Origin of the sequence: Clostridium thailandense (assembly GCF_019207025.1) — a bacterium.
GTDB lineage: Bacteria > Bacillota > Clostridia > Clostridiales > Clostridiaceae > Clostridium_AM > Clostridium_AM thailandense.
In genome coordinates, this window is record NZ_JAEEGC010000025.1 from 54231 (window position 1) to 69555 (window position 15325).

11 protein-coding genes are annotated in these 15325 nt (G+C 31.4%); 5 read left to right on the top strand and 6 right to left on the bottom strand.

Features of this window, described 5'->3' with window-relative positions:
- Positions 1-22 precede the first annotated feature (22 nt).
- From I6U48_RS05950 to I6U48_RS05960, 3 genes are all read right to left on the bottom strand, one after another.
- A complete protein-coding gene (locus tag I6U48_RS05950; protein ID WP_218319494.1) occupies positions 23-2188 on the bottom strand; it encodes an NHLP family bacteriocin export ABC transporter peptidase/permease/ATPase subunit in 2166 nt (721 codons plus the stop codon).
- Between the two features lie 22 nt (positions 2189-2210).
- Positions 2211-2798, bottom strand: a complete 588-nt coding sequence (locus tag I6U48_RS05955) for a hypothetical protein (RefSeq protein WP_218319495.1) — start codon at positions 2796-2798, stop codon at positions 2211-2213.
- A gap of 134 nt (positions 2799-2932) precedes the next feature.
- The gene (locus I6U48_RS05960; RefSeq protein ID WP_218319496.1) at positions 2933-4693 is read right to left on the bottom strand and encodes a stage V sporulation protein D; all 1761 of its coding nucleotides are present in this window, start codon (positions 4691-4693) and stop codon (positions 2933-2935) included.
- Between the two features lie 537 nt (positions 4694-5230).
- Between I6U48_RS05960 and I6U48_RS05965 the strand changes: the two genes are divergently transcribed.
- Together I6U48_RS05965 and I6U48_RS05970 are read left to right on the top strand one after the other, a co-directional pair.
- A complete protein-coding gene (locus tag I6U48_RS05965) occupies positions 5231-5449 on the top strand; it encodes a hypothetical protein (RefSeq protein ID WP_218319497.1) in 219 nt (72 codons plus the stop codon).
- Positions 5450-5799: 350 nt separating this feature from the next.
- On the top strand, positions 5800-7809 hold the full coding sequence (locus I6U48_RS05970) for a methyl-accepting chemotaxis protein (protein WP_218319498.1): 2010 nt from the start codon (positions 5800-5802) through the stop codon (positions 7807-7809).
- Between the two features lie 103 nt (positions 7810-7912).
- Here I6U48_RS05970 and I6U48_RS05975 read toward each other — a convergent pair whose 3' ends face one another.
- Positions 7913-8614: a B3/B4 domain-containing protein gene (locus I6U48_RS05975; protein WP_218319499.1), complete on the bottom strand. Its 702-nt coding sequence runs from the start codon at positions 8612-8614 to the stop codon at positions 7913-7915.
- Between the two features lie 201 nt (positions 8615-8815).
- Positions 8816-10270 carry an MDR family MFS transporter gene (locus tag I6U48_RS05980; RefSeq protein WP_218319500.1) on the bottom strand — a complete coding sequence of 485 codons (1455 nt, stop codon included), beginning with the start codon at positions 10268-10270 and terminating at the stop codon, positions 8816-8818.
- A 301-nt stretch (positions 10271-10571) separates the two neighbouring features.
- On the opposite strand from I6U48_RS05980, the gene I6U48_RS05985 reads away from it, so the two are divergent.
- Both I6U48_RS05985 and I6U48_RS05990 read left to right on the top strand, forming a co-directional pair.
- Complete coding sequence (locus tag I6U48_RS05985) at positions 10572-12653, top strand: methyl-accepting chemotaxis protein (RefSeq protein ID WP_218319501.1); 2082 nt, start codon at positions 10572-10574, stop codon at positions 12651-12653.
- A gap of 140 nt (positions 12654-12793) precedes the next feature.
- Complete coding sequence (locus I6U48_RS05990) at positions 12794-13315, top strand: GNAT family N-acetyltransferase (RefSeq protein ID WP_218319502.1); 522 nt, start codon at positions 12794-12796, stop codon at positions 13313-13315.
- 61 nt (positions 13316-13376) lie between these two features.
- Here I6U48_RS05990 and I6U48_RS05995 read toward each other — a convergent pair whose 3' ends face one another.
- Entirely contained in the window at positions 13377-14255 is an 879-nt protein-coding gene (locus I6U48_RS05995) for a LysR family transcriptional regulator (protein WP_218319503.1), read from the bottom strand.
- Between the two features lie 151 nt (positions 14256-14406).
- Here I6U48_RS05995 and I6U48_RS06000 point away from each other — a divergent pair, with 151 nt between their 5' ends.
- Positions 14407-15162 (top strand): sulfite exporter TauE/SafE family protein, encoded by a 756-nt coding sequence (locus I6U48_RS06000; protein ID WP_218319504.1) that lies wholly within the window; start codon positions 14407-14409, stop codon positions 15160-15162.
- Positions 15163-15325: the final 163 nt, after the last annotated feature.

The following is a 15325-nucleotide window of genomic DNA, read 5'->3' on the forward strand; positions in this document are numbered from 1 at the left end:
AAATCTTTGTAATTTTAAACTCTTATTCACTGCACACCAACTCTTTATACAACCCATTATTTGCATAAAGCTCATCATGAGTACCACGCTCTTGCACTTCTCCATTTTTAAGTACTACAATCTCATCACAATCACGAATAGTAGAAAGTCTATGAGCAATAACAATACAGGTTGCACCGATATTACGGATGTTTTTCATAACCTGCTCCTCAGTTTTCGCATCTAATGCTGATGTAGCTTCATCAAGAATAATAATAGTAGGTTCCTGAGATAATACCCTTGCTATTTCAAAACGCTGGCGCTGTCCTCCGGAAAAATTCTTACCGCCTTCTTTAATCTGATGATTGTAACCCCCAGCTCTAGATACAATTGTTTCATGTATATCTGCATCTCTAGCAGCCATAATTACTGCAAAATCTTCAATGGAATTATCCCACATTCGAATATTGCTTGCAACAGTATCTTCAAATAAAGTTATATCCTGATCCACCATAGCAACTGAACTTTTATAAGTATACTCATCAATTTGCTCTTTTTTCTTACCATCAAATAGAATCTCTCCCTCCCATACAGGATAAAGTCCAGTAATAAGCTTTGCTAAAGTGGATTTACCACTACCACTGCTTCCTACAAAGGCCACCGTAGAACCTGGTTTAATAGTTATTGAAAAATCCTTGATAAGTGGTTTATCAAGTTTACTATATCCAAAGGTAACATTTTTTATTTCAAGCAAACCTGATAATTTACCTGACTCATCAGCTTCTTTTAATTGCTGCTTCTCTTGATTACAAACATCAGCTTCAAAGCTTTCTGTTTTATAATTCATAACATCTTCTACACGTTCCATGGATGAACGCATCATTATAAAGGATTGATTTACCGACATAAGCTGATTCACTGGTGATAAAAAAGATCCTAAAAAACCTTGAAAAGCAATAAGCATACCAATAGTAAATTTACCATCCAGTATCATATAAACTCCTGCCATTAGTACTAGTATATTGCTGCATTGCTGTAATACACTAGGAATGGTACCAACATAATAGTTAAATTTGGATATTTGAGTCTGTGCATTTTGTTGATTAGCATAGAAACCCGCCCAACGCTCAAAAAAACCATTTTCTGCACCACTTGCTTTAATAGTCTCTATCATCTCAATTCCTGCCATAGTTGCAGCTGTGAGCTTTCCACCATCTCTCATTGCAGCTCTGCTAAAGTTCATTTGCTTTTTGCTTGAATATCTCATAACAAAAAGATTTACAAATGCAGTTAAAACTCCAATAATAGTAAGCATCAAGCTATAGTTAATCATTATGGTTAAGTAAAATATAAGTAAGCATATATTCATAAATACTGGTGCCAGCTTACGAATTAAGGAGCTTGCTATTTGCTCGTTTGAATATTGTCTTGATACTATATCTCCTGCATATCGCTGGGAAAAAAATTCTATTGGTAACCTAAGCACATGCCACATAAATTCTGCGTTGGCAACAATTGCAAACTTTCCCTCAATCTTAAGCCAGCATATACCTTCAATTGCTGAAACAATAGCTGAGACAATTAGTGTAATTATCATTGCTATAATAAAAGAAATAAACCACTCTGGATTTTTACCTGTTATAATGTTATCCATAAATATTTTAGAATATAAAGGTGTTACAATTCCAACTACGGACACTAAAATTCCTGTCAAAACAACGAAAATAAATTGTGGTAATGTACCCTTCAGTCTTTTTTTAGCAAATTCCCATACACTTTTAGGCTTGCCTTCAGAAACAAATTCACTAGTTTTTTCGAATTTTAAAACAATTCCCGTAAAAGCCTTATCAAACTCATCATTAGAAACCTCTACTATTCCTCTTGCAGGATCATTAAGTACTACCTTATCCTTTTTAAAACCACTAAGCACAACAAAGTGATTAAAATTCCAATGTATAATTGCTGGCAGTGTGATATTTTTAAGTGCTTCTGGCTCCATGCGGTAGCCTTCTGCTTTAAGGCCATAGGATCTTGCTGCCATTACTACATTTTTAGCACTAGAACCATCACGTGATACTCCACAATCAGAACGAACCTGCTCAAGTGGCAACCATTTACCATGATATGCGAGAATCATACATAATGAAGCTGCTCCACATTCTAAAGCCTCCATTTGCATAACAACAGGCACTTTTGCTATTTTTCCCATTCTTTAACTCTCTCCCCTCTAATTATGAATCTTTATTTATCAGCAATTCATAGGGCTTCCTCTCTTTTGTTATGATTAGCACATTACATCTTGAACCACTTGTCAAAAGTACTTTTTCACCCTTTATATTGGACCACTTCAAGGATTTTCCATTTTTACCAAGCACCATTTTAACTTCTATCACATTTCCATCTGGAATAATTCCTTGTAAATATTTCAAACTTCCAAAAGTCTGGATTATTTGATTTTCTGTTACAGGAACCTTGCCAATGCTCTCAATCTTGCCATATATATATCCATATTCAGACCTTGATGCATAGTCTGGTGATACCTGCACCTCCATACCCTCTTCAAGTCTTTTGGATGTTCCAAGTGGTACGTAACAATAAACTTTATCTGCATTACTTGCAGCTGAATAAGCTACCCCACTTATTTTCACCGTTTCAGGAATACTTCCAGTAAATGCCCATATCATAACTCCAAATAATAATGCAAAAAGTGCTCCTAATATGCACCATACACTTATATTTGTGACTTTTAAATAATCATTCAACTGCTCTGGCGAAGAAATACGTTCAATCGAGCTCTTTCTAAACAAATTATTCTCCATTTTAAAACCTCCCTTAATTTTATAGTCTTTTATGTTTAATACGAAAGATTGCAAAAAGTAGCTCAGTAATTTTAAATATTTTTGCAATAAAAAGCTGTTACACTAATTTCTTAGCGCAACAGCTTTTTATTATACTAATTACCTAGTACATTTCCCTCACCCTTAATAGTAATATAATTAAATATTTGTTTAAACAAATCTCTTGCTACCGGAGCAGAAACATCTCCCGCATAGTAGCTTCCACTGCTTGGTTCATCTATACTTACTAAAAGTGTCACTTTAGGATCACTCGCTGGTGCCATTCCCGCAAAAGATGACATATATTTGCCCTCCGCATATCTACCAGTAGCAGGGTCTATTACCTGAGCAGTACCTGTTTTTCCTCCAACATTTAATCCATCTACAAAAGCGTTTTTACCAACACCTTCTGTAACTACCTTTTCTAAGTCCGATCTCAATGTTGCAGATAACCCTGTATCAAAAACTTTTTTCTTATTATAATCGCTAAAATTCTTATCTACAATAATTTTACCACTTTCATCTGTATGAACTATATTCTTCATAATATGAGGCTTTATCCATGTTCCGCCATTAGCTATGGTATTAAAGGCTGCCATATATTGAACTTGAGTAACCCCGAGACCTTGCCCAAAGGCTATTGTTGATAAATCCACCGCATTTATCTGGCTTGGCTTTCTCAATATTCCAGGTGACTCTCCTGGCAGGTCGATGCCTGTCTTTTGACCGAATCCCATTTTTCGAGCAAACGCTATGAGCTTGTCCTTTCCAATTTTAGTGCCTAATTGTACAAAACCTATATTGCAGGAATTTTTTATTATATCCACAAAACTCTCATTACCATGACCATTTAAATCCCAGCAGTGAATGGTTGTACCTCCTATTTTTATACTTCCTCCGCAAACATATCCATCATTAACTCCTATGTTATACTCTAAAGCTGCTGCTGCAGTTACAACTTTAAAAATTGATCCTGGTTCAAAAGTATCTTGAACAGAAGGATTTTTCCAAAGACTATTTACATCTTTAGATTTATCTTGATCATTTGCAGCTTTGCTCGTCATCGCCAATATTTCTCCATTTTTAGGATTCATGACCATAATATTTACAGCTTTTGCCTTATTGTCATTTAATGCCTTTTCTGCTGCCTTTTCTATATAATCCTGAATTGTCTCATCTATTGTCAATACAATATCTTTACCATCTACAGGATTTACATATTGCTGATCTTCATAAGGTAATTGATTGTTTTTTACATCTTTTTCATAACTAATACTTCCTGGTGTACCTAAAAGTTCTTTATCATAAGCAAGTTCAACACCTGAAATCCCCTTACCATCATAGTTCAATTTTCCTAGTACGACAGATAAAAAATTATTATTTGTATAATATCTTTTTGTATCCGATGCAATAACTATTCCCCTTATATTTAAAGCTTTTATTTTATCTATTTCTGATTGCTCTACCTGCCTTTTCAATATAGCAGAACTAGCTGGCAATCCATTAGGCAAAGTTGTGTTTAATATCTTTAATATCTCTTCTTTTTTCATACTGATTATTGGAACCAACTTATTCGCTAAATCATCAAAAGTCATCTTCTTTTGAGATAAAGTTAATTTTAGAGTTATTAAATCTAAGTCCACCTGATATACATTTACACTTATTGCCAATTCATTATCACTTCTGTCCAATATTCTTCCACGTTTAGCATTAATTTGTATCTCGCTTTTTTGTTGTGCATAGGCTATAGCTTTATACTTATCTCCTGTTGTTACCATTAAATAAAAAAGCCGTCCTATTAGAGAGAAGAACATCAAACCTAAAAACATTAAAATAATTAAAAATCTATGCTTATTAGCCTTCTTCTTATCTTTCATTTTAAGCTCCTCTTATTAAAATAGAAATTCTAAACAAATTGCAAATGTTTTTAATTAGAGTTTCACTTTATTTTAACAAATTCTATAGACTACTACAATACAATGAAAAAAATAGAGGTATATATAAATATATACCTCTACAAGAACTAGGAAATGATTTAATTTTAATGAGCTAATTTTATTATACAATGTTTATGTGACAATTATGTTACAAGATTAAATAAAATTTAAAATTATTATATTTAAGTAGATATCCTAAATCTATTATTTAGTGATAGTCGCTTACTCAGTGAGTACTCATCTGACACAAGGAAGAAGAGTTTCATTAGATAAATATAGAAAGATTTAGCTTCATAAAGATATATAGAGAAACTCTTTATAAATGGACTTAATTCGAGTTAAATAAAAAAAATCCGCCCTAAATAAGTGTTTATTATTTCTTTATTATATTGTAATATATACTATATAATAAAGTGTTATTTACGTAAAATCAATATTTTTATTAATTAGTTCATATATAAATTGGAGGTATAAATTATGTTAACTTTATTATTTCTTGTTCCATTAATAATATTGGGAGCAGTAGTATTTGCCCTTGGTATCGCAGCTCTCCCTATAATAGCTGTTGTTATTGCTATTGGACTAGTCTTTTCTATTATCTCTATTATATTTAAATTTGTATTTGGTGGCCCTTTACTCATTATAATGATTATTTGGGCAATCGTCCATTTTTCAAAACACAAAACTAAATTCTAAATATTAAGAAAGCCGCCTCATTAACGAAGCGGCCTTTTTATTTAATTAGACAATTAAATTTTCATTATCTAAAAGTGTTAGATTTTTCAAGGTTATACGCAATCAAATGCAATTATATCTAAATACATATTGCAATTTCAAGAACATTGATTTATGCAAATTATATATGTTATATTTATAATATAATTTTTTCCGTTAACTATCAATAACATTCAATGCTGATTAGAATTAGTATATAGCCTTAGAATAGTTAGACAATTTCGTCACTTAACACTTAATCCTTTTACAAATTCTCAGAATTCTAATATATACACATATAATTACAACATATTTTTATAGGTGGTGATATTTTGAAAAGCATAAAAACAAAAATTATTGCTGTAGTTTCGTTACTTTCCATCAGCATGATTATCGTATTATCTCTTGTAAGCTATTTTATGTCTTATAATATAATAACCAAAGAAGCTAGTGCTAAAATACTAGCATCTTCTGATAGATACTCTGAAATGATCAATGGTTGGCTTGATGGACAAGCAAAAATACTTAACGAAATTGCTTATAGCATAGAATCAAGTAGTAACTTTGAAGAGAGTCAAGTTCTTTCTTATCTTCAATCTAAGATAAAAAGTAACCCTAATACTTCTGATGTGTATATAGGATTAACAAACAAAAAAATGTTAGATGGTTCTGGTTGGGTTCCACCAGCAGATTATGATTGCACTCAAAGGATTTGGTACAAAACCGCTATGGAAAAAAATACTTTAATTTATTCTGCTCCATATTTGGATATGACAACAAATAAAATGGTAATCGCTATAGCTAGACCAATATCAAGAGATGGTAAAGTAATTGGAGTAGTAAGTACGGATATTAATTTAGGTGTTATTACTGACGTACTCCAAAAGGCTAAACCAGTGGACAATAGTTACTCATTTTTGATAGACTCTGACAATAATATTATTGTACACCCCAATAAGGATTTTCAACCAAAAGAAAAAGAACTCAAAAATTTAAATAAAATTTCAAATGGTCAATATATGAAAATTTTAGATGCTAGAAACAATAAACAAGCTTTAATTATAAAGGATTATGATGGTCAAAATAAATATTTTATAGCTTCTAAAATAGATGCAACAAAATGGACTGTAGGTTTTGCTATTCCCGTTAACGAATTTAATAAACCACTAAATAAATTAATCTGGTCCTTTGTTATAATAACTATAATGTGTTTGCTATTATCTTTAGCATTTACAATGTTGATTGGCGAAAGAATATCTAACCCTATAATAACTATAACTAACTCAATAAATAAAATAAAGAATTTAGATTTCACTCACAGCAATGATATTGAATTCAAAAAAATGTTAAATAAGAAAGATGAAATAGGAAGCATATCTAGAGCAGTAATAGCTTTAGAAAAAGAGCTTCAAGATGCAATTATTACCTTGAAAGATAATTCAACTGAAGTGCTAAATTGTACAAGCTTAACAGCAGATTCTATAGGACAAACAGTTTGTTCTATAGAACAAGTAACTAAAACTACTGAAGAATTAGCTAATGGAGCTATTGTTCAAGCTAAAAGATCTGAAGAGGGTTTGCAAAAGCTAAACGATTTATCAAAGGATATAGATATTATAGTTAGCAGTGCAGATGAAGCAATGAAGTATTCGTATTTAACCAATCAAGCAAATATAAAAGGACTTGAATCTGTAGAAAAGTTAAACTCAAAACTTGAAGATAACAACACTGCTATATCTAAAGTATCTAAAAATATCTCTTATCTATCTAAAAAATCTAATTCTATAGGAGATATAATAAATGTAATAGAATCAATTGCTGAACAAACAAATTTACTTGCCTTAAATGCAGCTATTGAGGCAGCTCGTGCTGGTGAGTACGGAAAAGGCTTTTCAGTAGTAGCTGAAGAAGTAAGAACACTTTCTGAACAAACGGCTTTATCTACAAAAGAAATTTCAGATGTTATAAAAGAAATTCAAACTGAAATTCAAACTACAAAACTAAACATGGAGAACTCTGAAAAAGTAACTAAAGAGGCTAATAACTTCATGAAAGAATCCTTAGATGCTTTTAAAATTATTGAGAATTCTATTATAAAAATGACAGATCTTATTGCTAAACTCATTAATGAAATCAATATGGTTAATATCAATAAAGAGACTGTTATAGACTCAATTCAAGACATAGCGTCTATATCACAGGAGTCAGCAGCTTCTACACAACAAGTATCTGCAACTATGGAAGAACAAAATAGTATCATGGAGGATATATCTGGAACTACCGAAAAGCTTAAAAATATTTCAAATGAATTGCATGAATTGATATCTAGGTTTAAAGTATAATATGATATGAGACTGTTGCACTTATAGTGCAACAGCCCCAATTTATAAATTTTTTAAAGATTTTCATTAAAGTTTATACTAACTATTGGAAGTATACAATAAACTATAACTCTAATTCTCTGTTTTTTCTATCAACAAAGCCAACACTTACTTCACAGTTAAAAATCTCTTTTAATAGTTTTGCAAGCTCATCTCTAGCACCTATTACATTATCATAGTTTTTGTCCTTAAAACCATCTATAGGAAAAAATATATTTTTGCTCTCCTCAGTTATTTTCCCTTCTTCACTTTGTCTCCAAATCCACCTTCTTGTCTTAACTTTATCTCCAACAGAGTATATCAATTCACCCTCTTTTAAAGTTTCTGCTTCTGTTTCTCCAAAAGGAATAAATAAATCACCTTCATTAGAGAATCGAACATAGATATCATTAGATGCACTATCCATATCATGTGCTCCTAATGGAACCAAATACTTTAGAGATACAGCATTTCCAAGATCAACTATAGTATTTATATTGGGAAACCCCTTTTTCTTTGCTATTCTAGAAGCCATTGCCTCTATTGAACTCATATTTTGATTTGGATTAATTCCAATCCTCTTAAAAGCTTCTCTATAAGGAAGAATTTCTTCACACTCTTTTACCTTCTTATCCTGAAACTTTTTTTCAATATAGCTTAAACTCGTTTCTAGAAGCCCCTTGACTGCTGTATTATTGCCTCTATTGTCTACCCCCTTTGCTACTACAACCCCAAAGCAAACATCCTCTAATGCATCAAATACTTTTCCTGAAACTATAAATTTCATATTTTTCACTCCTTATTCTATTTGTTGCATGCCCCAATTAACTTTATGTAAATACCTAAAGTGTATTAAATTGACATTATCATTCATTATAAACGATAATCAAAGATTATTACAACTTATTTTGTACAATGACTACCGACTCTAAATTGGTAAAATAAAAAACTATGTCAAGCATAGTTTTTAATAAATTAAATTATAGTTTTAAGCTATTTCATCCTTAAGTCCATTTTCGAGTGCAAAGGATAGTATGAAACTTATAAGTGCAAGTATAATTAGAAATATAAAAACCGAATAAATTCCAGAATATAACGACTGTTTTATATGATGAATAGATATCCCATACTTTGAGCTTGCTGCTGAATATAAATTACTTGGATCTATTCCTTTTTCCCCCAACTTGTTAAAATATTTAACTATACTTGAATTAAACATACTTCCGAAAATACTTACTCCTATAGTCTGCCCTAATGTACGAACGAGAGAATTAGAAGCTGTTGCTGCTCCTCTTTTACTGTAGTCTACAGAAGATTGTACAACTATTGTCAACGTTGTAAAACTTCCACCAAAGCCAAATCCCATAATAAAAATATATATTATAAGCAATGCCAACGGGGAATTAATCTTTAATGTAAGCAAAAGTAAACAGCTTAATGATATAATAGCTATAGATAAAGCTACAACCGCCTTTTCCCCGTATTTAGGTATAACCTTTCCTAAAACTACAGAAGATATAAGCCAAGCAACAGACATAGGTGCCATAGCTACTCCTGAAATAGTTGCACCATATCCTAAAATATTTTGCATATATATAGGCATATATACATCTGCGCCTATTAAAACTGCAGAGGCTAAGAAGCTAATCACATTTATAATAGTATTATTCCTTGTGAATATATCAAAAGGAATGATTGGCTCTCTCGCTTTTTTCTCTACAAAATAAAATACTATTAGAAAAAATACTGAAATAATCAAACAAGCTACTGTAGTATATGAATAAATATTATGACTCTCTCCTCCTGCTAATATACCATATAAAAAAGAAATTATTGCTACTGATAATGCTATTGTTCCTGCATAATCAATCTTATGTTTCTTTCTTTCAAAGCTTTCTGAAAGATTTCTTTGTATAAGTACTATAGACACTATGCCAAAAGGCACATTTATAAAAAATATCCAATGCCACGAAAAATAATCTATCAAAAAACCACCAAAAAAAGGACCTATTAGACTTGCTATTCCCCATACAGAGCTTAACCATCCCTGTACCTTTGCTCTTTCTGAAATTGCAAATACATCACCAATTATGGTATAGGTAACAGTAAATATAGAACCTGCCCCTAGTCCTTGAAGCGCACGAAAAACTACAAGCTGATACATATTTCTTGACATGCCACAAAGTGCACTTCCTATTAAAAATATAATTATTCCAATAGAAAGAATATTTTTTCTTCCATATAAATCTGATAGCTTTCCATATATAGGCGTCGAAATAGCAGAAGTAAGCAGGTATAAAGAAAAAACCCAGCTTATTAATTCAAAACCACTCAAATCTTTAACTATAGTAGGCACTGCTGTCGTCACCACTGTTCCTTCAACAGCCGCGAGAAACATTGCTACCATTACTGCAATGATTATATTTCTCTTTCTAGAATCCATTTAAATATCACATCCTTTAGCCATTAGTCTATTTAATAAAACCTAACGATTTTCAATTAGCTATAACAACTATCATTCTATCATCAATATTTAAAGTTGCCAAGAATTATAAAAAACAACCTTTTCCATTACTATTTTCTATTTAAATACACCAGTTGTCGTAATAACAAACATTTCAATTAATTTTACAATATATTGTCATTAATACTACTAGAAGCTTTCTCTTGATTATGATAAAATAGCTTAATATAGTGGGATGATAATCTTTATAAACATTAAACTTAAAGAAGGTGTAACTTATATGAAGTCTATAAAAAACCAATTAGTTATAGCTGCAGTATTATTAGTAATTTTTCCGATTATAATCACTAATGTTGTTTGCTCTTACTATTTCTCTAACAGTATATCTTCTAGCGTAGTGAATAACAACAAAAGACTCTCATCAACGATAGCGGATGGTGTTAAGGATTTTATTGATAAGGCTTATACGCTTACAGAGGAAATGGCACAGAATAAAACAACTATTGATTTCAATTCAGAGGATCAAAAGGAAATGCTTACAGCTGCTTTATCTAATAATCCTTATTTTGATTTACTTTACATACAAAAAACTGATGGAAAACAAACTGCACGCTCCTCTGGCGAATTAGGTAATAGGGCTAATAGATGGTGGTTTACTCAGATTATGAAAGATAAAAAACCTTTTGTCAGCAAATCCTACTACTCTGTTTCCGGAAATAGTGCTGTTACTTCAATTTTTCATCCAATTTTCGATAAAAACTCTAATATTTTAGGAATATTTGGGGCTGACCTTAAGCTAAATGAGTTGCAAAAACTTGTGGACAAGTACTCAAAGGACAAAAATAGCTACTCTTTTATTTTAGATAGTGAAGGAGTTGTGATAGCCCATCCAGACAAAAATCAAGTTGTAGAGCTTTATAATTATAAAACACTTAAGAAAACGATTTTAGTTAAAGACAGCTCTGGCAACGTATTAAAAGATGAAAAAGGAAATCAAAAAACCCAAGATAAAGATATAGTTATCCCTCAAACACTTAAGGAAATTGTAAATAAAGCTCTAAAAGGCGAATCTGGTGTAGCCGAATACGAGGACAATGATAAAAATAGAGTGTTAAGCGCTTATACTCCAATAAGACTTCCTGGTGAATCGCAAAGTTGGGCAGTAATAACAGTTGAAGATAAAGCTGCTGCTATGTCAGTAATAAAATCTACTCAAATAAAAAATATCTTTATATCACTAGGGCTATTATTACTAATTTCTATACTAATATATTGGTTATCCAAGAAATTTACACAACCTATTCTTGATTTAGTTTCTTTAATGAAAAGAGCTTCTGATGGAGATTTAACAGTTCACTCTGAATATAAAAGTAAAAATGAAATTGGTACCTTAAGCCACAACTTTAATTGCATGATATCACAAATTAGAGAACTCATTAACAATATAAATAATACATCAAATCTTGTAGCCGATTCGGCGAAGACTTTAGCTACTAATACTGATGCAACCTCGAAATCTATTGAACAAGTCACATTAAATATATCTGACGTTGCTTCTGCTGCTGATAAACAAACTTCAAACTCTGCCATAGGATTTGATACAACTACAAAATTGTCAGATGAAATTACTATCATGACAAATTATATAAAAGAAGGAAAAAACTCTGCTGAAGATATCCATGCTGTCAGTAATAAAGGAGTTACTGTTATTCACGCTTTAGAAAATGCTACCATTGAAAATAATAAATCAATAAACAATATAGTATTGACTGTAAACTCCCTAAGCGAAAAAGCAAATATAATAGGTAATATAGCAGATACTATAACTTCAATTTCAGAACAAACCAACTTACTAGCTTTAAACGCTGCTATAGAAGCTGCAAGAGCTGGTGAAGCAGGAAGAGGATTTTCTGTAGTTGCTGACCAGGTTAGAAAGTTATCTGAAGATACCGCTGTCTCAAGTAATAGTGTTAAAGAAATTATATCTAACGTCCAAAAGGATATTAACAAAGCAAAAGAAGCATTACATCAAGCAGAACTTATAGCTAAAAATCAAAATGATGTTGCAACGCACACTCAAGAGACCTTTAACGAAATTTCTTCAAAAATCCAATATGTGGTAAATAACATTATAACTACTTCCTATAGCCTTGATAATGTTGTTGTAAGTAGAGATAATCTTCTTACACTTATGGAAGATGCAACAAAGGTATCGAAATCTCTTTCAGCATCTTCTCAGCATGTTTCGGCTATAACCGAAGAACAGAATGCAGCTATGGAGGAAGTATCCGCTCTCGCAGAAGAATTAGAGAAAACGGCCTCTTCACTTCATGAATCAATAAAAATTTTCAAATTAAACTAATAAAAATACATCACTTTATGATATTTGAGAAAAAAGTGGTGTATTTTTTATATTTATTATTGAATTTTTATTATATTTTATGTATAATTATTCATATCCAATAAAATATATATTTTAATTTTTGAAACGGAGGTAGATCGATGAAAAAAACGGTCTTTGTGGTTAAAAAAGCTACAGAAGAAGATATACCCAAAATACATGAAATAACAAAATCAGTTTTTGAAATCTATTCTAAAGATGCAGGTGTTAAGGGAACCATTAGCGCCTTAAAAGAAACTACTGAAGATATAAAAAAGGACATAGAAACAAAAGAAGTTTTTGTAGCCCTTTTAAATGAAGAAGTAGTTGGGAGTGTTAGAATAGAAATAAAACCTGACAAAACTGCTTATTTAAGCAGATTTGGAGTTGATTTAAATTATCAAAATAATGGTGTTGGAAAAGTACTAATCAATGCAGTAGATAACGCTATGATCGATTCAGGAGTAACTAATTTATATCTTCATACCGCATCTAGAATGCTGCCCCTTGTAAGATTTTATTATGGTAGAGGATTTTATATTGAATCAACCACTAAAGATCAAGGTTATATTAGAGCCCTATTATGCAAAGATTATAAAGGTGCATCTACGAGCATTCCTAGTGAAAGCCGTGAGATCATTTAATAAACCAGGGGTTCAATTTTTGACCCCTGTTGCTTATCTTTTTAAGTTCATTCATAATATGCTATATAGAACTTTCTTCTGAAAAAGATTCTAGAAAATGCCTTGCTGTTGAAGATAAATATCTGTTCTTTACCCATATTACAGCAGTCTTAGTTTCTAAAGATTTTTCGCTAATTTCTTTGTACTTTAAATTAGTACTTGGTATAAGTCCAATAGCTGCTTTAGGAACAATAGCTACCCCAATGCCAGTACTTGCCCATAACAGTATTGATCTTGCATCATCACTTTTACAGATTATTTTTGGTTCAAAATTTGCCTTTTCACAAGAATCTGTTATCATTTTTTCAAACCTACGATCTACTATAAGAGGTTTATCTATTAGTTCTGTTAATTCTATTGAGCTTTGCTGCTCATCCCAATACATATTTCCTTTAGTTGCTGCAACCATAGATTCATTAGGTAAATATATAATCTCAAAGCTTTCTGAATTTATAGGTGTTCTTACAATTCCTATCTCTACAACTCCATTGTTTAATAAGTCTAATATCCTATAGGTATCTCCCTCCCATATTTGAAAGCTTACTTTAGGATACTTATCATGAAAATTATATATTCTTTCAGGTAAAAGTGTAGAGCCTGAAGACGGCACAGTGCCTAAAGATAACATTCCTTGAAGTCCTCTGTTAAAATCCTTTAATTCCTTAGTTGTGGATTCTACCAACTCTAATATTTGTTCTGCTCGATGTTTTAATATTTTTCCAGCATCTGTAAGTTGAATTTTTCGACTTCCTCTTTCTAACAACTTAACCTCCAATTCATCTTCTAAAAGTTTCAGTTGCTGACTAAGAGGCGGTTGCGCCATATGCAGTTGCTGAGCTGCCTTTGTTATGTTTCCTGCTTCTACAATTGCAATAAAATATTTTAACTGTCTAATATCCATAATAACCCCTTCCATCAATAATATCTATATGTTTATCATATAGTTGTTATACATATTAAATATTATATATATACTTCCTTCTTTGATATAATGATACCTGAAAGGCTAAATACTGTCAAAATCGACAGTACTAAAAACTATAGGTGATATTATGTTTGGCAATTTAATATTTTTATGTACAGCTGGTTTTTTCGCTGCATTTGTGGATTCTATAGCAGGAGGCGGAGGTATTATAAGTGTTCCAGCATACTTGTTGGCTGGCGTTCCTCCACACTTATCCTTAGGGACAAATAAGTTTTCTTCTTCTTGTGCATCTTTTACAAGCTCAGTTAAATTTGCAAAATCCGGAAAAGTGGACTTTGACATTCTAAAAATTTTAGGACCATTTACTCTCGTAGGAGCTGTTTTAGGAGTAAATACCGTTTTAAGTATAAGCGCAAGCTATACTAATACAATAGTTCTTGTACTTTTATTATTCGTTGGTATTTACAGTCTCTTTTCTAAAACCACTGGATTAAAAGATAATTTTGAAGGGTTAACCAACAAAAGTAAATTTTCAGGAATACTACTAGCATTTTCTATGGGGTTTTATGATGGTTTTTTTGGTCCAGGAGTAGGGTCTTTTTTAATATTTGGTCTTATAAAAATATTTAAATTTGATTTTGTCAGAGCTGGTGGAAACGGAAAAGTTTTAAATTTTATAAGCAATATAGCATCATTATTGATGTTTGCCCTAAGAGGTCAAATTGATTACAAATTAGGAATACCTGTGGCAATATTTATGATATTAGGAGCTAAGTTTGGTACAAAAGTAGCTTTAGATAAGGGTGCTAAGCTAATGAAACCTATTTTTGTTACTATGGCTTTAGCGGTAGCAGTAAAAATGCTTTATGGAATTATAAAATAAAGTTCACAGGGAACTAAACTATATTGATACCCACAACAGACACTTAACTTATACGCAGGGATATATTTACATTCTGGAAGACACATTTAAATACTTTTGCTATAAGTCTTAGCTCATATTTTTGAAAAAGCTTAGAAGATTTGAATGTTTGAGCACAGCGAGT